We start from the raw sequence: 19,248 nt of genomic DNA on the forward strand, positions 1-19,248 counted from the left end.
CGGCCGGTCGGACTGGTCCGCCAGGGGCAGCGCGCCAGTTCCGTCCGCCACCCGATCAACTCCCCCGTCTCGACCGGCACGTTCCTCGTAAGCAAGTGTCTGCGTATAGCCGAGGGCCCGGTGAGCAAGTGACCGCCTTTGACGGCGACTGACCGCCCCGAAGCGGGAAGTCGCCGAGCACGGACCTATGTGCCCGAGGTGGGTGCGGAGAAGAGAAGCCGGGAAGCCGGTGAGCTTGCCGATGGCCGCACGAACGCTCCGGCGCCTGCCGGCCCCGGGCCGCGCTTCACCGAGGCAGAAGCCGCGTCACGTGCGCGGCCGTGGCACGGTGCCAGCGGGTGCTGTGCCGCAGCATCGCGTGGTCCCCGCCGGAGATCAGGACCATCTCCGCGCGCGCCCCGGCGGCCCGCGCCCGGGTGGCGAACGCCGAGGAGGCGTGCGGATCGGTGACGCGGTCGCGGTCGCCGTGCAGCACGACGACGTCCTTGCCCGCCAGGTGCGCGACGGGCTCCCCCTCCGGACACCACGGCGCCAGGGCCACCACGGCCCGCACCTGCGGGACGGCGGCGGCACGCAGCGCCGCCCGCCCATCGAGTGGCCCACGAGCACCACCGGCCCGTCGCCGACCAGCCCGGTCAGGGCGTCCAGAGCGCGCCGGGTGTCGTGGAGGGCGTCGGCGGACGTGCCGTTCCAGCCCCGTACGCGATAACGCACCAAGGCGAGCAGGACGTCGTCGTCCGGCAGCGCCCTGGCCACGGCGTGCACGAGGGGCTTCATCCTGAGGGCGGCGAGGTGCCAGGGCCGGGACGGGGAAAGGCTGTCGGCGCGGCCGCCGTGGAGGAACAGCACCGCGGCGCGTGCGTGCGGCGGAGTACGGAACGGGACGAGCGCCCCGCCCGCCGCGGCACGACGTTCGCGTGCTCGCTCCTCGTACTCGCTCAACGTTCCTCCTCCGCCGCCGGTGTCACCGGCCGCATGTCGCCTACTGATCCTTCGTCGCCGCGCAGGCAACGCCGGCGAACCGTACACGCAGGGGCAGTTCGCGCAGCGCGCGCCCACCGCAGACGCCCGCGCCGAAGTGTGGCAGCGGGCGTGTGCGGTCGGGGCATCGGGACCGGGCGGTCAGCTCTTGGGCATCAGGACGCTGTCGATGATGTACACGTTGGCGTTGGCGGTCCTGACGTTGCCGCAGACCACGTTGGCCGAGTCGTTGACCTTGTACGACTCACCGGAGCCGGACGTGGTCAACTTCGACTTCTCCAGCGTCTCGAACGAGCCGTTGTCCAGGTCCTTCGGCGCGAGCTTCTGGCCCACCACGTGGTACGTGAGGATCTTGGTGAGCTGGGCCTTGTCGTTGAGCACCTTGTCGAGGTCGGCCTTCGGGATCTTCGCGAAGGCGTCGTTGGTCGGGGCGAACACGGTGATGTTCTGGGCGTTGTTGAGCGTGTCCACGAGTCCGGCCTTCTTCACCGCCGTCACCAGGGTCGACAGGGCCGGGTTGTTGGAGGCGGCGGTGGCGACCGGGTCCTTGGCCATGCCGTCGAACGAGCCGGCACCGTCCTTAGGGACCGTGGCACAGGCCGGGCCGAACGGTTCGCTCATCGTCCCGGTGCCGACCGGGGATTCGGCCGTGGCGGCCCCCTTCGACGCGGCTGGCGTGGAGGTTCCGGACGCCTTGTCCTTGGTGTCGCTGTCGGAGCAGGCGGTCAGGGCCAGTGGCAGCATGGCGGCGGCAGCGATGACAACGGCAACACGGCGGACTCGAGTCTGCATGACTATCCCTCAGCGATCGGATGGGTGAGAGCTTTCTGCCCTCCTCGCCGGTAATCCGGGACGGCCCGCCGCGCGGATTGGTCGCGCCACGAAAGAGTGAAGGGAATCGCGGAAATCTCAAAGCAGGGCAATCCGGATGAGCGCCGGTGACGGATTACCTGCGTGAGGGCACCAAAGACGCGACCGCCCCGGGAGCCCGTGCCCTCACCGGCCCTGGGCCGCTCGGGGGCCCGGCGGGTGGGACCACCCGCCGCCGCACAGGAGGGTTGATCATGAACGCTCGCCGCGTCAGCACGCGCATCCTCGTCGGATCGGCGGTCCTCGTACTGCCGCTCTCCCTCACGGCACTCGCCCCCATGGCCTCGGCCGACACGGCCGAGCCTTTCGGTCCGGCCTGTGCGTCGGCGCCCAAGGACGGCGCCGGCTCCTTCGACGGCATGGCCGAGGACCCCGTCGCCACCGCCGCCTCGCACAACCCGGAGCTGTCGACCCTGGTGACCGCCGTGAAGAAGGCGGGTCTGGTCGACACGCTCAACAACGCGGAGGACATCACGGTCTTCGCTCCGACCAACGAGGCGTTCGCCAAGATTCCCAAGGCCGACCTCGACAAGGTGCTCAACGACAAGGCCCGGCTCACCAAGATCCTCACGTACCACGTGGTGGGCGAGCAGGTCGCTCAAGACAAGCTGGCCGATGGCGACTTCAAGACGCTGGAGGGCTCCATGCTCACCACGTCGGGGTCGGGCGGGACGTACAAGGTCAATGACGCCGCGAACATCGTCTGCGGCGACGTGCGGACCTCGAACGCCACCGTCCACATCATCGACACCGTTCTCATGCCGAGGAGCTGACCGGCCGGCACCGTCACGTGGCGCCAACACCTTCGGGGCGGCCTCAGGCCGCCCCGAAGGAACATACGTGTGAGGCGCCGGTCAGCGCCCTCAGTCCACGGTGACCACCACGGAGTGCCAGCCGGACGCGCCGTCGGGGATCGTGTCCGTCCGCTTCTGAGTCTGCGTCTCACCGGTACGGTCCGTGGCGCGCACGGTCAGCGTGTGGCCGCCCTTCGTGGCCTGCCAGGGGTACGACCACTGCCGCCACGTGTCCCGGGTGTCCTCGGCGGCGAGCCGGGCCTCCTCCCAGGGCCCGTCGTCGACGCGCACCTCGACCTTGTCGATGCCGCGGTGCTGCGCCCAGGCGACCCCGGCGACCATGACGTTCCCTGCCTTCGGCCGGCCGAACGGCTTCGGTGTGTCGATACGGGACTCGGTCTTGATCGGTGCGCGCTGCGCCCAGTCCCGCTCGACCCAGTACGAGTCGTAGGAGTCGAACGTGGTCAGCTCGATGTCCTGGATCCACTTGCAGGCGGACACATAGCCGTAGAGGCCGGGCACCACCATCCGTACCGGGAAGCCGTGTTCGAAGGGCAGCGGCTGCCCGTTCATGCCGACGGCGAGCATCGCGTCGCGGCCGTCCATCACGTCGTCGACCGGACTGCCGATCGTCATGCCGTCCACCGACCTGGCCACCAGCTGGTCGGCCGGGCCGCCCTTCGACGGGGGCCTGACGCCGCACTGTTCGAGCAGGTCGGCCAGGCGGACTCCGATCCAGCGGGCGTTGCCCACGTACGGTCCACCGACTTCGTTGGAGACGCAGGTCAGTGTGATGTCCCGTTCGATGAGCGGCATCTTCAGGAGGTCGTCGAAGGACAGGGTCAGCTCGCGGGTGACGCCCATGCCGTGGATGCGCAGCTTCCAGGAGGCGGCGTCGACCTTGGGCACGACGAGCGCGGTGTCCACGCGGTAGAAGTCGCTGTTGGGCGTCACGAAGGGGCTGATGCCGTCGATGCGCAGCGCGGCGCCCTTCGGTACGGCGGCTGCCGACGACGCCGGCGCCGGCAGCATCACGTTCTTGCGGGACGCTACGGCGTTCTGCCCCTGGGAGCCGTTGAGCGCCCGCCCGGCCAGTCCCGCGCCGGTGGACGCCGCGGCCGCCGCCGTGGCCGCGATGATGAACCCGCGCCGGTCCCACCCCGGGCCGCCGGCCTCGCTCGCGGCCGTGCCGCAGTCCTCGTCCACCGCCCGCGAGTGCCCCAGCCTGCCGATCAGCCAGTACAGCAAGCAGCCGCCGACCACGGCACCGACCAGGGAGGGCAGCGCGTCCATGGCGCTGGTCGAGTCGGTCCTGCCCGTGGCGGCGAGCGCGCCCACCACGCCGAAGGCGAGCACCCCGAGCGAGCCGATCAGCCGCCATCGCGCGGCCACCATGCCCAGCACGAGGGACAGGAGGGTCAGCACGGCGAGGATGCCGAGCTGGAGCACGAGCTTGTCGTTCGTGCCGAACTGGCGGATGGCCCAGTCCTTCACCGCCGGTGGGGTCCGGTCGATCGCCGCCCCGCCCACCGCGATGATCGGCCCCGACTCCGGGCGCACGGCCGCGGAGACCAGTTCCGCGACCGCGATGGCCGCGTATCCGGCGAGCAGACCGCTCACCGCGCCGAGCAGGAGGCGCCTGATGCCGCGTGGTGGGGTGAGAGAAGCGTCGTCGTCCATGCCGGGAATCCGTCCTCGCGCCGTCCCCGGATTGGTCGCTTCACGCCATCGGGGGACAGACGATGCCGCACGCCAGCTCTACCAACCCGCCGCGAGGCCCACGCCGTGGCCGCGCCGCGGGGCCGCTCGCACCCCCCCCTTCGGCAGTAGCCGCGCCCTGCGACCCGGCCTCGCGGGCCGGGAGCGCGTGCGCTGGGCATCCCGGAGGAGGGTGCGCCTTCCCGGCCATCCTGCGCACATCCACCCAAAAGAGCTGGCACACCGCGCTCACCACGGGGTATCTCTTCCTTCGGGACAGCCGACGGGGGTGAGGAGTTGGCCCGGGCGAACGGTGGGCGGCAGCCTGACGTGCCGCTGTGGAAACGGAGACCGCGCAGGCCCGGCAGCTCCCGGGCGCAGCGCGCGTACGTCGTCGCCGAGCTGCGCGCTCAGGGCCGGTACGGTCCCGAACTCCGCGAGGTGCTGCCCGCGTTCATGGCGCTGGGCCTCGCGGTGCTCGGTCCGCTGCTCGTGCTCGCGCTGCTGGTGCGCGGGTTCGGGCTGAGCGGTCTGGTCGGCGGCGTGTTGCTGCTGGCGGGGGCCGGCGGTGCCGGCTGGTTCGGCCGGCGGTTCGTCGTACGCCGTGTGCAAGGCCGGTACAGCGCGGCCGAGTTGGGTCGGCTCGACCGGCGCGGTCTGGCGCGGGCCGTCGAGCGGATGCTGCGCCGCGACGGCTGGCAGGTCACGGATCTGAGCGAGGGCGAGCGGGTACGGCTGTACGCGCGGGACGGCGTGGGCCGCGAACTCGACGTCGCGATCGGGACGACGGTCGAGATCCGGCGGCAGGAGAACGTGAGCGGGGCCGCGCGCGTACGGGAGTCCGGCGGGCTCGGAGCCGATCGGTTCCTGCAACTCTTCGTCAGCCAGGGGGTGTTCGGCCCGGACGACGTCCGGTGGGCGTCCCGGCAGGACGGCGTACGGCTCGTCGACGGACGGCTGTTGTTGCGGTGGGCGTCCGGTGTGCCGTTCGATCAGCTCGATCTGTCCGGCTGACCGGCCGCGTCGATGCGGGCGTGGGCGCGTTCGATGTCGGGGACGTGCCGCTCGGCCCAGGCCCGTACGGCACGCAGCGGCACCAGGAGGGAGCGGCCGAGGTCGGTGAGGGCGTACTCGACGTGCGGCGGATGCGCGGGGATCTCCGTGCGCGTGATCAGGCCGTCGTACTCCATCGCGCGCAGTGTCTCGGTGAGCGCCTTGGGCGTGATCCCCCGGATGTGCGCCTTGAGTTGGGTGAAGCGCTTCGGCCCGTCGTCGAGCGCGTTGACGACGAAGACCGTCCAGCGCGCCCCGATCCGGTGCAGGACGGTACGGCTGGGGCAGGTCGCGGCCATGACGTTGTATGCCTTGCCCATGGATGACTCCCGGTTCCCGGCTTCCAGTAGCGTTGTGGATACCGATATAGAATCTATACCGTCCTTCTCGTGGCTCCTCCCGATTCCGCGGCCCTCTCCTCCTCGAAGCTCCGGCACGGTCGTTTCGTCGCCGCGATCGTCATCGACGCGATCGGCTCCGGCGTCTTCATCCCCGTATCCATGCTGTTCTTCCTGGCCACAACGTCACTGACGCTGGTGCAGGTGGGCGCGGCGCTGACGACGGCCGGGCTGCTCGCGCTGCCCGCCGGTCCGCTGTGCGGCGGCCTGGTCGACCGGTTCGGCGCCAAGCCGGTGCTGCAAGCGGCCAACCTGGCCCAGGCGTTGGGCTTCGCCGGATATCTCGTCGTCGGGCAGGCCTGGCAGATCGTGCTCTGCGCGTGGCTGAACAGCGCCGGGCGGGCCGTGTTCTTCAGCTGTTACGGCGTGACCGTGACGGCGCTGGCCGCGCCGGGTGAGCGCGAGCGCTGGTTCGGCCTCCTCGGGTCCGTGCGCAACCTCGGCTACGCGCTCGGCGGGCTGCTCTCGGCCGCCGCTGTCGGGATCGGCACGCAGGGCGCGTACGCCGCGATCGTCGCCGTCAACGCCCTGTCCTACGTCGCTGCTTTCGTGCTGATGCGGGCCGTGCCGAACCCGCGCCCTGAAGCGGGCCGGGACGAGGACGGCGGAGGCTGGCGGCAGGTGGTGCGGGACCGGCGCTACCTGGTGCTCGTCGGGCACCAACTCTGCTTCGCGCTCTCGCTGTTCGTCCTCACCATCGCGATCCCGGTCTACGCGGTGGACGTGCTCGGGCTGCCCGGCTGGACGGCCGGAGCGGTCTTCACGCTCAACACGCTGATGGTCGGCTTCGGACAGGGGGTCGTGATCGGCCGGCTGAGGGGGCGGGTCCGCGGTGGTGTCCTCGTCGCGGGGCACCTCTGCTTCGGCGCCGGCTATCTCCTGTTCCTCGCCGCCGGCCATGTGGCGGCGCCGGCCCTCGCGGTCGGCGTCGTCCTGCTCGGGGCCGGTACGTACACGCTCGGCGAGATGCTCGGCGGTCCCGTCGGGTCGACGGTCGCCGCGGAGAGTGCGCCGAAGGCTCTGCGCGGCCGGTATCTGGCCCTCCACCAACTCGCCGTGACCGTGGCGGGAGCGGTCGCTCCGGTCGCGCTCTCCGGGCTGCTGTCCGCGGGAGCCGCCGCGACCTGGCTGCCCCTCGTCGGCGTCAGCGTTCTCGGGACGACGCTCGCCACCGTGGCCGGCAGGGCGCTCCCCGCCGCACGGAGCCGGATCGGGGACGTACAGCGCGGTGTACGGATCAGTGAGGGGCGACGGCGATCGACAGGACCTCGTAGGCGACGGTGGAACTCATCGACAGGCCCCGGCAGGTCAGTTGCCGGGGAGGCGTCCGGTGGGAGCGGACCTCGACCTCGTACCGGTCGTACGGAGACGAACGGGGCGTGCGGCTCGTGAGGCGGACGCGCCAGCGGTCGCCGTCGCGGGACGTCTCCTCGACGTCGTAGTGGTACCGGCCGGCCGGGCCGTAGCGGCGCAGGAGGGCTGCCACGGCGACCTGTTGGGCCGGGAAGAGGTTCGTGTATCCGCGCAGGTGGTCGGCGTGCACCCGGTCGGCGAGGTGTTCCTCGACCGCGGTGACGGCCGACGCGGCGTCGAGGTTGCCGTAGTAGACGCCGTCGGGGGCGACGACGACGTTGGCGGCGAACCGGTCGCCCCCGACATGCGTGCACTCCCACACCAGGTCCGGCCAGCGTTCGCTCAGGGCGCGTCCGACGGGCCGTCCGCGCACGGCGCAGCAGGCGTCGTGCAGCCCGTGGGCGCAGACGAGGACGACGGGCGGGGCCGCCTCCTCGCCGGGAGCGTCGACGGCTTCGAGGGCGTCGGCGATCCCCGCGAGGTCCTCGTCGCGCTGCCAGGTGCCCCAGGTCTGCCGGTGGGCGCCGTCTTCGCGGTGGCGCAGGACCGCCCAGCGCGCGGGCCCCGCTGTCGTACGGCGGCCGTGGCGCCGGATGAGCAGGATCCGGGCCCGTACGGCGTGCGCGGCGGTGAACACGCGCTGTTTGGTGACGGGTTCGAGGGAGAGGCCGTCGAAGCCGTTGGGCGGCCAGCCTCCCCGGTACTCGATGAGGACCCACGTGGAGCCGTACGGTGCCGTGCCCGCCAGGGGGTCGTCCCGCAGGCGGGCGGCGTCGGCGCAGAAGAACCGGGCGGCCGCGTTCATCGCGGCCTCGTCACCGGTCGTCGGCGGGGACCAGGACGCCCGCGCGCAGGAGTCGTTCGACGCGGACGAGGCCCAGTTCGCCGGCCGGGTGGACCTGGCCGTCCAGCAGGCGCCGCACCGCCGTCAGATCCTGCTCGGTGAAGTCGAGCCAGCCCGCGCGCGTGTGCAGGCGCCGGCCGTCCAGGCGTGCTTCGAGGGAGGCGCGGAGCCTCACCCGGGTGTCGGGGGTGAGGTCGGCGACCGCCCGGAGCTGGGCGAGCGGTCCCAGCGGGGCGGGCCTGGCCTGGCCGCGCCGGGTGCGGTGGAACAGCGGGGCGGGGTCCGTCTCCGTCAGGGCTGCCAGGAGACGGTCACGGACCAGGGCGAATTCGTCGGCCGGAGTGTCGTCACCGAGGGGCAGGGAAGTGCGCATCCGCGGGTCGTCCCGCAGCGACGCCAGAGCGGATCGGACGAGGTGCTCGGCCAGGGCGTGCCGGGTCCAGGTGTGAACGCCGAGCGTCAGGTGGACGGAGACGGCGCCCTGCGCCTCGGCGGCGTGCAGCCAGCCGCGCGGCAGGTAGAGGACGTCGCCCGGCGCGAGGACGGTGTCGAGGTGGGCGTCGCCGCGCGCGGCGTTCTCGACGTCGGAGCGGTGGTCGGTCCAGGGCTGGTCGCGCAGCGGGTCCGGGTGCACCGGCTCGTGGATGATCCAGCGCTTGGTGCCCTCGATCTGGACGACGAAGACGTCGTGGACGTCGTAGTGGTGGTCGAAGCCCCGGTTCTGCGGCGGGGTCACGTAGGCGTTCGCCTGGACCGGGTGCCCCAGTTCCGTGCCGAGCCGGGCGACGAGATCGGCGACGGGCTCCCAGGTGCGGTGCAGCGCCTGGAGGACGAGGGTGGCCCCGTCGGCGAAGGCGCGCCACACGGCGGTGTCGTCGACCTGGTCGGCGATCGAGGCGCCGGCGCCTGCCGGGGCGGTGAACGACGCGTCGGGGAGGGTGGCGCCGTCCTTGGCCAGCCGCAGGAAGGGGGTGCGCAGCCCGCGCCGGGAGATCAGCTCGTCGACGGCGGCGGCGGAGAACAGGTCGCTGAAGTCACTGGCACCACGGGTGAGGAGAGGGGCGCGGCCCCAGAAGTCCCGGGCGAACTCCTCCCGGTCCCGGTGCGTCAGACGCGCGTCCAGGACGCCGCCGCCCCGCTGGGCGTCGACGTCCCGGACTTCGAGCGGCGAGATGCTCACACGGCACTGCCCGACTCGTCGGCCGCGCCGTCGGCTCCCCCGTCGTGCACCCCCGGGGTCCCGGCCGCGCCACCGTCCGCGGGGCCCTCGGCACCGCCGTCGGCACCCCCGTCGTGCACGCCCGGCGTCCCCGCCGCGCCACCGTCCGCCGGGCCCTCGGCGCCACCGTCGGCACCACCGTCATGCACACCTGGCGTGCCCGCCGCGCCACCGTCCGCGGGACCCTCCGCGCCACCGTCGGCACCCCCGTCATGCACGCCCGGCGTCCCCGCCGCGCCGCCGTCGGCCGGGCCTTCCTGCTGGTTCGGGTCCTGCTCGGGGTTGGTCATGTCTCCTCCTGCACATGGACGGTCGGGGCCGGACGGTCACGTGAGTACCCCCGTGTCCCCGCTTCCTCACCAAACTCACCCAGGCCGATCCCGACGGCAACTCCAGCGGCCGGGGCCGGGCGGCCCGGCGTCCTTCAGCGCTTTCCGAACGGGCTGTGCGCCAGCTCCGCGAGCAGCTCAGCGGTGTCCGCGTAGACCTGTTCCGCGCCCGCCTCCTCCAGCGCGGCCCGGCTCACACCGCCGCTGAGCACCGCCACCGGAGTGACGCCGGCCCGCCGGGCCGCACGCATGTCCCACACGGAATCGCCGACGAAGACGCTCTCCTCGGCCCGGGCTCCGGCCAGGCGCAGTGCGTGCTCGACGGGTTCGGCCGCCGGTTTCCCCTCGTCCACGTCGTCGGCGCTCGCCGTCGCGCTGATGGCCTCGTCCGCGTCGATCGCCCCGCGCAACGCCTCCAGTTCGGGACCGCCCGCCGAGGTGGCGAGAACCACCGACCAGCCCTCGTCGTGCAGCCGCCGCAGCAGGTCGGCCGCCGCGTCGAAGGGTGCGAGCCGCTCGTACCAGGCGCCGTACAGGGCCTTGTGTCCGGCGCTGATGTCGGCGTCCTGGTCCTGGTCGCGTTCCTTTCCGAGCAGATGCTCCAGGAGGTCGCCGCCGCTGAGGCCGATGGCTCCGTGGATCCGTGTCATCGGGACGCTGTGCCCGGCCTGACGCAACGCCTCCCACCAGCACACCGTGTGCAGGTAGTTGGTGTCGACCAGCGTTCCGTCCACGTCGAACACTGCCGCGCGTGCGTTCATGGGTGGCTCCCTTCGGCGGTTGTTCTCATCGCTCTCGGCGGGCGGGCGTGGGGACGCCGGTACGCCGGCCCGGGCTCAGCCGATCGCCGTGCCCTCTTCGACCACGGGCCCCGCTTCGGCCTGCGCGCCCCGTCCGGACCCCGAAAGCCGCGCGTCCGCGACGGCCAGGGCGACCGCGACACTGCGCGCGCCAGTGGCCGCGCACAGCGTGCGGCTGACCTCCGCGAGCCGCCGGGCGGTCGCCGGGTCGGCCCGTTCCTCGTACGCGAACCGGGCGATCGCATAGCGCGCGAGCAGGGACCGCAGTGCGGCGGACGAGGTCATGATCATGATGGCTCCAGGGGGCAGGCAGCGCGAGCCGAGCAGTCGCGTACACGAAGACGGGGGTGCCTGTGTTCCCAAGCCAGGGGTGGGTTCCCCACGCGCACAGATCCAAAACGCCCGGGCCGCCCGCCCTCGGCAGGCGGGCGGTCAGGGCGTCCCGGTCCGGCTACCCCGGCAGTCCTTCGAGGAAGGCCGCTGCCACCGGGCCCGCGTCCTTGCCGCCGGAGCCGCCGTCCTCGATCAGGACCGCGAAGGCCAGATCGCCCCGGTAGCCGATGAACCAGGCGTGGGTGCGCGGCGGGTTCTCGGTGCCGTACTCGGCCGTGCCGGTCTTCGCGCCGGGTTCACCGGGCATGCCGCGCAGCGCCTTGCCCGAGCCCTCGGTCACCACGGCCCGCATCAGCGTGCGGAGTTGGGCCGCGACCCCGGGATCGAGACGCACCGGTGCCTTCGCCCGCTCCTTCACGGCCGCGGGGACCAGGACCGGCTGGCGGAACGTGCCGTCCTTGACGGTCGCGGCCACCGACGCCATCACCAGCGGGCTGGCCTGGACGCGGCCCTGCCCGATCATCGCCGCGGCCTGGTCGTTGGCGCTCTCGGCCACCGGGACCGACCCGTCGAACGTCACCGCGCCGACATCCCACTCCGGGCCGATGCCGAACGCCTTCGCGGTCTCGGTCAGCGCGTCGGGAGCGAGCCGGTCGCGCTGGGCGATGATGCCGGTGTTGCAGGAGTGGGCGAAGTCGTCGGCGAAGGTGGCGCCCGCGGGCAGTTCGAACAGGTCCTGGTTCTCGAAGGACTGCCCGTTGACGGTGACGTAGCGCGGGCACGGCGCGGGCGTGTCCGTGTTCATCCCGCTGCCGATCAGCGCCGCCGCGGTGACCACCTTGAAGTCGGAGCCGGGCGGGTAGTGACCGCGCAGCGCACGGTTCTCGCCGGTGGGCGGGTTGTCGGCGACGGCGAGTATCTCGCCGGTGCTGGGGCGGACCGCGACGAGCGCCGCGTTCTTCGACAGGCCGTGCAGCGCCTTCTCGGCGGCTTTCTGGGTCGGGATGTCGAGCGTGGTGCGCACCGGGTCGCCGCTGGTGCCCGGCGAGGTGTGCAGGGTCGCGAGGGTGCGGCCGGAGCTGGTGCCGACGATGGCCACCGTGTCGGCGGGGCGGCCGGCCAGCTGCCGGTCGTAGCGGAACTCAAGGCCGCTGCTGCCGGGCGTGCCGACCAGGGCCGGGGCGAGCCCGCGCAGCGGTGTGCCGTCGGCGGCCTGGATCGCGGCGCGCCGCGTCCCGTCGGCCACGGCCAGCTTGCTGCCGTCGGTGAGGCGGGGGTGCATCACGGCCGAACTCCACTTCACCCGCCACCCGTCCCCGCTCCGCGCGAGAGGCACGGAGGTGGTGTACGCGTAGCGGTCGCCGCCCCTGAGGCGCAGGGTGACGCGGACGTCGTAGGCGTCCCCGTCACGCGCGCCGCGCCGCAGCTCGAAGCGCGTACCGGGCAGGTCCTTGCGCAGCGCGGCCAGCCGGGCGGTGGCCTCGTCGGGGCGGTCGGTGGCGCGCCCGGCGCCTTCCCCGTCGCCCTGCGTCCAGGCGCTGAGGAAGGTGTCGACGGCGGCGGTCCGCTCGTCGGCCGACTCGCCGGGGCGCAGCAGCCGCCAGGCGGCGGTGGCGGCGCCCGCGACCAGTACGAGGACGAGAACGAGGAACAGGAGGGGGCGGCGCCGTCGCCCGGCGCGTCTCGACTGCGACATGCCGGGATCAGACCAGGCGAATCGCTCCTCCGTCCAACAGCCCTATCGGTGTAGATCGCATAGCTGTTTGCCTATGATGCCTGGTGATGGACCTCATCAAGCATGTGCGCTACTTCGTCGTGGTCGCCGAGGAACGGCACTTCGGGCGGGCCGCCGCGCGCCTGGGCATGGCGCAGCCGTCCCTGTCACAGCGCATCCAGCGGCTCGAGCGGGAGTTCGGGATCCGGCTCTTCGACCGCACCAGCCGCGGCGCGGACCTGACCGAGGGCGGCCGGCTGCTGCTCGCCGAGGCGCGGCCGCTGCTGGCGCAGGCCGACGCGCTGGCCGGGGCGGCCGCCCGGGTACGCAGCGGCGCGGCCGGGCTGCTGCGCGCCGCGGTGCCGCCGGAGCTGGGCAGCGCGGTGGTCGCCGCGCTGGTCGGCGGGTTCCGCGAGAGCACGCCCGGAGTCCGTCTCGAACTGCGCGAACTGGGCGCCGAGGCGCAGTTGGCGGAGCTGGCGGCCGGCACCCTGGACGCCGGTGTGCTGCGTCATCCGGTGAACGTGGCCGGCCTCGACCTGGGCGAGGTGATGTGCCGCCCGCTCGGCGCGGTCGTCCCGGACGACGGAGGCGCCGCGGACGGCCCGCTGGCCCTGGCCGCGCTCGCCGGGTGCGACCTCGTGCTGTTCCCCCGGCGGTCCGGGCCCGCGCTGCACGACGAGATCCTGGCCACCTGCCGTCGGCACGGCTTCGAGCCCGGTACGGTGATCGCCGGCCGGGATCCGGCGTTCGTCGCGGGGATGGTGCTCTCCGGCACGGCCGTCGCCTTCGCCTCGCGCGATCGTGAGGTGCCCCCGGGGGCCGTCTGGCGTGAGCTGGCCGGGGCTCCGCTGTGGGAGCGTCTGTCCGCGGCCTGGCTGCGCAGTCGCCGGGACGACCCGGCGGTAGGTTTGTTCGGCGCCGTGGTGGAGCGGGCGCTGGCCGAGTACGGAGGAATGGTCCCGGTGGCGCAGACGGTCGTGCCGAACCGGTCCGGGGCCCCGGTCCCGCGCCTCGGGTTCACGGTATGAGCGGCATGAGCGGCATGAGCGGCATGAGCGGGATGAACGGCTTGAGCGGACTGAGCGGGTCGGCGAGCGGCACCGTGCGGGCCCGGCTGCGCGCGGTGTTCGCGGACGCGGGTGTCACCGGGGTGCTGCACGCGCTCGACCTCGACGGCGGCGCCGAGGTGGGCACCGGGGCGGACACCGCGGTCAGCACCGCCAGTACGCACAAGCTGTGCCTGGCGGTGGCGGTGCAGCGGTGCGCGGACACGGGCCTGATCGACCCGGCGGAACCCGTCGACGTTCCCGTCGAGGGCCGCACCCCGGGCGGGACGGGCCTGGCCATGCTGCGCGACCCCGTGCGGATGTCCGTACGGGACCTGCTCGCGCTCGCGCTGACGGTGAGCGACAACGCGGCGGCCGACGTGCTCTACGCGCGAGTCGGCCTGGACGGCGTCAACCGGGCCATGGCCGACCTGGGCCTGCACCGGACCGTGGCCGTGCACACCGCGGGTGACCTGCTCACCGCGATCGACGAGGACTGCGGCGGCGACCCGGCCCGCCTCCTGGTGGACCCGGCGCTGACGGCGCGCCTGCGCGTCCTGGATCCGGAGCGGACCAACCGCAGTACTCCGCGCGAACTCACCCGGCTGCTGGCCGCGGTGTGGCGCGACGAGGCGTGCTCGCCGGAGCGCGCGGCCGAGCTGCGCTCCATGCTCGCCCACCAGGTCTGGCCGCACCGGCTGGCGTCCGGCTTCCCCTTCGACGACGTACGGGTGGCGGGCAAGACGGGCACCCTGCCGACGCTCCGGCACGAGGTGGGTGTCGTCGAGTACCCGGACGGCGGCCGCTACGCCGTCGCCGTCTTCACCCGCGCGGCCCGCACGGCGGCGAACCAGCCCGCCGCAGACGCGGCCATCGGCACGGCGGCCCGCCTCGCGGTGGAGGCCCTGCGTTCCCCGCGCGGACGGGGCGTGTGACCGTACGCCTTCAGGACGGGGTCAGGAGGTGCGGCGTGCCGTGTAGACGGTCGCCGTCATCGGTGCTGTCACCGGGCCGGTTCCGAGCTGGTCCGTCATCTCGCGAGTGACGGCGGCCCGGAGGGAGTCGGCGTCGTCGCGGTCCGCGAGCGCCGCGCTCACCGGTGTGCCGGTGAAAAACCCGGTGGCCACGGAGGCCGCCGACTCCGCGACCCCCTCCAGGGTGACCTGCTCGGCGGTGTCCACCAGGGTCAGCCCGGCGGCCGCGAGGTCGGCCTCGACGACGGCCGGGTCGCTGTAGCCGTGGGGGAGGCGCGGGAGGAAGGCGGGTACTCCTTCGGGCATGGCGTGCTCCAGCGCGGCCTGGAAGGCGGCCCCGAATCCGTGCGAGGCGAGAGGACCCCAGCTGCTGAACAGGAACCGTCCCCCTGGGGCGAGGACCCGGCGTACCTGGGCGTAGGCGGTGGGCCTGTCGGGGAAGAACATCACCCCGAACTGGCACAGGACGAGGTCGAAGGCGCCGTCCTCGAACGGCAGGTCCTGGGCGTCCGCCTGCCGCCACTGGGCGCGCGGCTCCTTGGCCTGTCCGCAGGTGACCATCGCTTCGTTGAGGTCGGTCGCCACGACCGAGGCGGTGGGGACCTCGGCGAGCAGGGCCGAGGTCAGCGCCCCGGTCCCCGCGGCCAGTTCCAGGACCGTACGGGGCCGCAGCGCCGCCGCCCTGCGGGCCAGGTCGGCGGCGAAGGGCCGGAAGAACACCGGCACCAGATATCGCTCGTAGGCCTCGGGCATGGACTGCGTCCAGCGCCGGTTCGCGTCGATTTCGTTCACCCCATCGACGCTATCCCTGATCCGGGCTCCCGGCAGGATCAAAGGCTCCGCCTTCACGTGAAGGCGGAGCCTCTGCGTACAGTCAGCGGAGCTTGTTGACCGCCGTCACCGTCGTCTTCTTGAAGTCGGCCACCTGCGCGTTGCGGTACGAGCCCATCTGGCCCCAGCGGACCACCGTCACGACGTTGCCGTCGCGCCCCACCGAGAACAGGTTGATGTCCGACGCGCCCCACGTGGTCGTGGTGTGCACGCCGTACACGTAGGCGCCTTCCTCCACCGGCAGCCGGCCGTAGTACTTCTGCGTGGCCTTCGCCTCGGGGTCCTCCTTCATCACGGAAGCGGCGCACCCCGCGAGGTCCTTGCGGAGCAACGCCGCGAAGTCCTTGGCCCGTTGGACGCTGCGCTCGACCACCGTCACCTGAAGGGCGGTCGTGTCGAGGTCCGTGTGGTAGGCGCGGTGCACGGAGATCGACGGCAGCGCCCCGCCCACGCACATCGGCAACGGGTCCGGCTGCCCGGCCGTGACCGGCCCCGCGTACCAGGGCGACGACGGATGCGGCGGCAGCTGGGACGCGGACAGGAACCTCGGTGTGCCGGACGCGGACGCGGCCGTCGCGGTCGTGACGACGCCGGCCGTGGCGGCCATCACTGCGGTCAGGGCCCACAGGGTTCTGTGGGTACGAGTACGGGTGCGGGTGCGGCTGTTCGTCATGCGCTCATTCCCCCATGTAATGCGGCATGTCGTCATGCATGCCGTTACTACTTGCTCTGTCTGTCCTGTACGACCCGTCACAGGGCGCACCCGTTGCCCCTGCTTGTGTCACGACTCTGTCACCGCACCGATGGCGCCCGGTCGGATCCGGATGGCCGTCTTGCCGCGCGCGTGGCGCCGGCGGCCGTCGACGACGCCGTACCCGGCGTAACTGCCGAGCCCCCCCCGGCGGGCGTGTCCTCACACTCCTTCGGGACGTTCGGGGCTCGCTTCGGGTGCCGTCTGCCCCTGCCGTACGGAGCAGACCAGGGCGTCGTCCTTGACGTCGGCGACGATCGTGTCGCCGGGTTCGAGGTCGCCGGCGAGCATCAACGAGGCGAGCCGGTTGTCGAGTTCGGCCTGGATGGTGCGGCGCAGCGGACGGGCGCCGAACTCCGGCTGGTGGCCGTGGGCGACGAGGAGTTTCTTCGCGGCCTCGGTGACCTCCAGGTTCATGCCCTGCGCGTGGACGCGGCGCTTGCTCTGGTCCAGGAGGCGGTCGACGATCCCGCCCAGGTCGTCCTGGGTGAGCGCGTGGAAGACGATCGTCTCGTCGATGCGGTTGACGAACTCCGGCGGGAAGTGCGCCTGGACGTCGCCCATCAGCGCGTCCTTGATCCCGGAGACGTCTCCGTCGTGCGCAAGGATCCGCTGGGAGCCGATGTTCGAGGTCATGATGACGACGCAGTTGCGGAAGTCGACGGTCCGGCCCTGCGAGTCGGTGAGCCGCCCGTCGTCGAGGACCTGGAGCAGCGTGTTGAAGACGTCCGGGTGGGCCTTCTCCACCTCGTCGAAGAGAAGCACGCTGTAGGGCTGACGGCGCACCTTCTCGGTGAGCTGTCCGGCTTCTTCGTGGCCGACGTATCCGGGCGGGGCTCCGACGAGCCGGGAGACGGTGTGCTTCTCCTGGAACTCGCTCATGTCGAAGCGGACCATGCGGTTCTCGTCGCCGAACAACAACTCCGCGAGGGCCTTGGCCAGTTCGGTCTTGCCGACGCCGGTCGGGCCGAGGAAGAGGAAGGAGCCGACGGGGCGGTTCGGGTCTCCCATGCCCGCGCGGTTGCGGCGTACGGCCTCGGCGACCGCCACCACGGCCTCGTCCTGGCCGACGACCCGGTCGTGCAGGGCGTCCTCCAGTTTGAGGAGCTTCTCCTTCTCGGAAGCGGTGAGCTGCGACACGGGGATACCGGTGCGGCGCGAGACGACCTCGGCGATGTCGGATGCCGTGACCTCGACGACGCCCTCGCGCCGTTCCTCGATGCCGGCGAGTTCGCCCTCCGCCTCGGCGATCTGCTTCTTCAGGGCGGAGGCCTTCTCGAAGTCCTCGACGGCGATGGCCTGTTCCTTCTCGCGCTGGAGTTTGGCGATACGGTCCTCGCGCTCCACGGCCTCGGTCGAGCGGCCGCTGCTGCGCAGTTTGACCCGGGCGCCGGCCTGGTCCATCACGTCGATGGCCTTGTCCGGCAGGAAGCGGTCACTGATGTAGCGGTCGGAGAGCTCGGCGGCGGCCGTCAACGCGCCGTCCCCGTAACGGACTTGGTGGTGTGCCTCGTACGTGTCCCGCAGCCCTTCCAGGATCTGCAGGGTCTCGTCGACCGACGGTTCGGGGATCATCACCGGCTGGAAACGGCGTTCGAGCGCGGGGTCCTTCTCCACGTACTTGCGGTACTCGTCGATGGTGGTGGCGCCGACGACGTGCAACTCGCCGCGGGCCAGGGCCGGTTTGAGCATGTTGCCCGCGTCCATGGCACCCTCGCCGCCAGCGCCCGCGCCGACGACGGTGTGCAGTTCGTCGATGAACACGATTGTCTCGTCGGAGGCAGACTTCACCTCGTCGATGACGTTCTTGAGGCGTTCCTCGAACTGGCCGCGGTACTGGGCCCCGGCGACCATCCCGGACAGATCGAGGCCGATGACCCGCCGGTCCTTGAGGGTGTCGGGCACTTCACCGGCGACGATGCGCTGGGCGAGCCCTTCGACGATGGCGGTCTTGCCGACGCCGGGTTCGCCGATGAGCACCGGGTTGTTCTTGGAACGGCGGGAGAGGATCTCCACGGTCTGCTCGATCTCGTCGGCCCGGCCGACCACAGGGTCGAGCTTGCCGGCCTTCGCCTCCTCGGTGAGGTCGCGGCCGTACTGGTCCAGGGTCGGGGTACTGCTGGGCGCTCCCGCGGCGGACGCCGGCACGCCCTCGGCGCGGGCCGCCGTGTCCGTCGCGCCGCGCAGCCGGTCCACGTCCACGCCCTGCGCGCGCAGCAGCCGGGCCGCGCCCGCGTCGGGGTCGTCGAGCAGGGCGCCCAGGATGTGCTCGGGGCCGATGTAGGAGACCCCGGCTTCCTGCGAGCGCACGTAGGCGCGGGCCAGGGTGCGCTTGGCGGCCGGGGTGAGCCCCGGCTCCGCCGACGGTTCGCCGCTCTCCCCCGGCAGGATCTTGGCGATGACGGCGGCGAGCGCGTCCGGTTCGGCTCCGGCCTGCACCAGGACCGCACGGGCCGGGTCGACCTGGGTCGCCGCCCACAGCAGATGCTCGGTGTCGAGGTCCGAACTGCCGTCCTCCACCGCCTTGTTGCCCGCCCGGCCGAGCAGTTCGCGCGCCGAGTCGGTCAGCAGCCGGCCGATCGGCACGCGCTGCACGGCGGGCGGCGAGGCGGCCGGCGACGTACCGAAGAAGCGGTTGAGGAGTTCTCCGAACGGGTCGGGCGAGCCGAAGGGGGAACCGAAGGACATCGACATGACGGAGTCTCCCGGTGGGATGTCGGATCAGTCCCTTCACTCAAGCAACCGTCACAGAGGTGCGCAAACGGGGCGAACGGCCGTCGCCACCGCAGGGGCCGCCGCCCCTGGCAGCCCACACGAATTCGTCGCGCCCCGAAGAGCTATCGTGACCCGTCCGGCGCAACGCGATCACGACGAGGAGCCAGCGGGTGACAGGGACGGAACGGCTGCCGCTGCCGCTGCAGACGGGCGGGGAGCGCTGGAGCACCGCCCGGGCCGAGCGCACGGTGCTCGGGGTCGTTCACAACGTCACGTCCGCGACGCGGCTGCTGGACCTGCTGACCGCCTTCGAGGGCGACCGCCGCATCCAGACCGTCTTCACCTGCACAGGGTCCTCCGTCCTCGACGCCGGCACCGAGGCTTTTCTTCACACGCGAGGGATACCGTTCATACCGTGGCACGAAGCGACCCGGCGGGAATTCGATCTCGCCGTCGCGACAAACCGGGGCGGAAATCTCCACCATCTCCACGCACCACTTATTGGCACACCTCACGGAGCTGGCTACAATAAACAATTGAAC

At 72.4% G+C, this 19,248-nt stretch carries 17 protein-coding genes and 3 pseudogenes; 6 read left to right on the plus strand and 14 right to left on the minus strand.

Translation table 11 applies throughout. The features are described 5' to 3' along the window. Positions 1 to 286 precede the first annotated feature (286 nt). The 3 genes and pseudogenes from AB0L37_RS03745 to AB0L37_RS03755 all read right to left on the minus strand — a co-directional run bounded on the left by AB0L37_RS03745 (position 287) and on the right by AB0L37_RS03755 (position 1,773). Positions 287 to 544, minus strand: coding sequence for a hypothetical protein (locus AB0L37_RS03745; protein ID WP_365500618.1), 258 nt, complete (start codon positions 542 to 544; stop codon positions 287 to 289). Between the two features lie 2 nt (positions 545 to 546). Further along, positions 547 to 1,059, minus strand: a pseudogene (locus AB0L37_RS03750) (alpha/beta fold hydrolase); the annotation flags it as partial. A gap of 63 nt (positions 1,060 to 1,122) precedes the next feature. Beyond that, entirely contained in the window at positions 1,123 to 1,773 is a 651-nt protein-coding gene (locus AB0L37_RS03755) for a fasciclin domain-containing protein (protein WP_365499566.1), read from the minus strand. Between the two features lie 272 nt (positions 1,774 to 2,045). On the opposite strand from AB0L37_RS03755, the gene AB0L37_RS03760 reads away from it, so the two are divergent. Next, complete coding sequence (locus AB0L37_RS03760) at positions 2,046 to 2,624, plus strand: fasciclin domain-containing protein (RefSeq protein ID WP_365499569.1); 579 nt, start codon at positions 2,046 to 2,048, stop codon at positions 2,622 to 2,624. A 90-nt stretch (positions 2,625 to 2,714) separates the two neighbouring features. Here the strand turns inward: AB0L37_RS03760 and AB0L37_RS03765 are convergent, their stop codons facing one another. Continuing rightward, on the minus strand, positions 2,715 to 4,325 hold the full coding sequence (locus AB0L37_RS03765) for a sulfite oxidase (protein ID WP_365499572.1): 1,611 nt from the start codon (positions 4,323 to 4,325) through the stop codon (positions 2,715 to 2,717). A 348-nt stretch (positions 4,326 to 4,673) separates the two neighbouring features. On the opposite strand from AB0L37_RS03765, the gene AB0L37_RS03770 reads away from it, so the two are divergent. Beyond that, positions 4,674 to 5,357 carry a restriction endonuclease gene (locus AB0L37_RS03770; protein WP_365499575.1) on the plus strand — a complete coding sequence of 228 codons (684 nt, stop codon included), beginning with the start codon at positions 4,674 to 4,676 and terminating at the stop codon, positions 5,355 to 5,357. Here the strand turns inward: AB0L37_RS03770 and AB0L37_RS03775 are convergent. Then, positions 5,336 to 5,716, minus strand: coding sequence for a helix-turn-helix domain-containing protein (locus AB0L37_RS03775; RefSeq protein WP_365499578.1), 381 nt, complete (start codon positions 5,714 to 5,716; stop codon positions 5,336 to 5,338). The genes AB0L37_RS03770 and AB0L37_RS03775 overlap by 22 nt on opposite strands. Before the next feature lie 69 nt (positions 5,717 to 5,785). Here AB0L37_RS03775 and AB0L37_RS03780 point away from each other — a divergent pair. Further along, positions 5,786 to 6,865, plus strand: a pseudogene (locus tag AB0L37_RS03780) (MFS transporter); the annotation flags it as partial. A 166-nt stretch (positions 6,866 to 7,031) separates the two neighbouring features. On the opposite strand, the gene AB0L37_RS03785 reads toward AB0L37_RS03780, so the two are convergent. From AB0L37_RS03785 to AB0L37_RS03810, 6 genes are all read right to left on the minus strand, one after another. Further along, the gene (locus tag AB0L37_RS03785) at positions 7,032 to 7,952 is read right to left on the minus strand and encodes a sucrase ferredoxin (RefSeq protein WP_365499581.1); all 921 of its coding nucleotides are present in this window, start codon (positions 7,950 to 7,952) and stop codon (positions 7,032 to 7,034) included. A 10-nt stretch (positions 7,953 to 7,962) separates the two neighbouring features. Beyond that, complete coding sequence (locus tag AB0L37_RS03790) at positions 7,963 to 9,171, minus strand: cupin domain-containing protein (RefSeq protein WP_365499584.1); 1,209 nt, start codon at positions 9,169 to 9,171, stop codon at positions 7,963 to 7,965. Then, positions 9,168 to 9,500: a BatC protein gene (locus AB0L37_RS03795; RefSeq protein ID WP_365499587.1), complete on the minus strand. Its 333-nt coding sequence runs from the start codon at positions 9,498 to 9,500 to the stop codon at positions 9,168 to 9,170. The genes AB0L37_RS03790 and AB0L37_RS03795 overlap by 4 nt, the downstream gene beginning before the upstream one ends. Before the next feature lie 134 nt (positions 9,501 to 9,634). Next, complete coding sequence (locus AB0L37_RS03800) at positions 9,635 to 10,300, minus strand: HAD family hydrolase (protein WP_365499590.1); 666 nt, start codon at positions 10,298 to 10,300, stop codon at positions 9,635 to 9,637. Positions 10,301 to 10,375: 75 nt separating this feature from the next. After that, a complete protein-coding gene (locus tag AB0L37_RS03805) occupies positions 10,376 to 10,630 on the minus strand; it encodes a DUF5133 domain-containing protein (RefSeq protein ID WP_365499593.1) in 255 nt (84 codons plus the stop codon). A 160-nt stretch (positions 10,631 to 10,790) separates the two neighbouring features. Beyond that, positions 10,791 to 12,368, minus strand: coding sequence for a penicillin-binding transpeptidase domain-containing protein (locus AB0L37_RS03810; protein WP_365499596.1), 1,578 nt, complete (start codon positions 12,366 to 12,368; stop codon positions 10,791 to 10,793). 86 nt (positions 12,369 to 12,454) lie between these two features. Here AB0L37_RS03810 and AB0L37_RS03815 point away from each other — a divergent pair, with 86 nt between their 5' ends. Both AB0L37_RS03815 and AB0L37_RS03820 read left to right on the plus strand, forming a co-directional pair. Beyond that, on the plus strand, positions 12,455 to 13,417 hold the full coding sequence (locus AB0L37_RS03815; protein WP_365499599.1) for a LysR family transcriptional regulator: 963 nt from the start codon (positions 12,455 to 12,457) through the stop codon (positions 13,415 to 13,417). 32 nt (positions 13,418 to 13,449) lie between these two features. Further along, entirely contained in the window at positions 13,450 to 14,370 is a 921-nt protein-coding gene (locus tag AB0L37_RS03820; protein WP_365500536.1) for a serine hydrolase, read from the plus strand. A gap of 21 nt (positions 14,371 to 14,391) precedes the next feature. Here AB0L37_RS03820 and AB0L37_RS03825 read toward each other — a convergent pair whose 3' ends face one another. From AB0L37_RS03825 to AB0L37_RS03835, 3 genes are all read right to left on the minus strand, one after another. After that, positions 14,392 to 15,162, minus strand: a complete 771-nt coding sequence (locus AB0L37_RS03825; RefSeq protein WP_365500539.1) for a class I SAM-dependent methyltransferase — start codon at positions 15,160 to 15,162, stop codon at positions 14,392 to 14,394. Positions 15,163 to 15,283: 121 nt separating this feature from the next. Beyond that, positions 15,284 to 15,847, minus strand: coding sequence for a hypothetical protein (locus tag AB0L37_RS03830; RefSeq protein ID WP_365500542.1), 564 nt, complete (start codon positions 15,845 to 15,847; stop codon positions 15,284 to 15,286). A 306-nt stretch (positions 15,848 to 16,153) separates the two neighbouring features. Continuing rightward, complete coding sequence (locus tag AB0L37_RS03835) at positions 16,154 to 18,685, minus strand: ATP-dependent Clp protease ATP-binding subunit (RefSeq protein ID WP_365499602.1); 2,532 nt, start codon at positions 18,683 to 18,685, stop codon at positions 16,154 to 16,156. Positions 18,686 to 18,876: 191 nt separating this feature from the next. Here AB0L37_RS03835 and AB0L37_RS03840 point away from each other — a divergent pair. Then, positions 18,877 to 19,248 (plus strand): annotated as a pseudogene (locus AB0L37_RS03840) (hypothetical protein); the annotation flags it as partial.

Source organism: Streptomyces sp. NPDC052225, from assembly GCF_040679615.1.
Classification (GTDB): Bacteria; Actinomycetota; Actinomycetes; order Streptomycetales; family Streptomycetaceae; genus Streptomyces.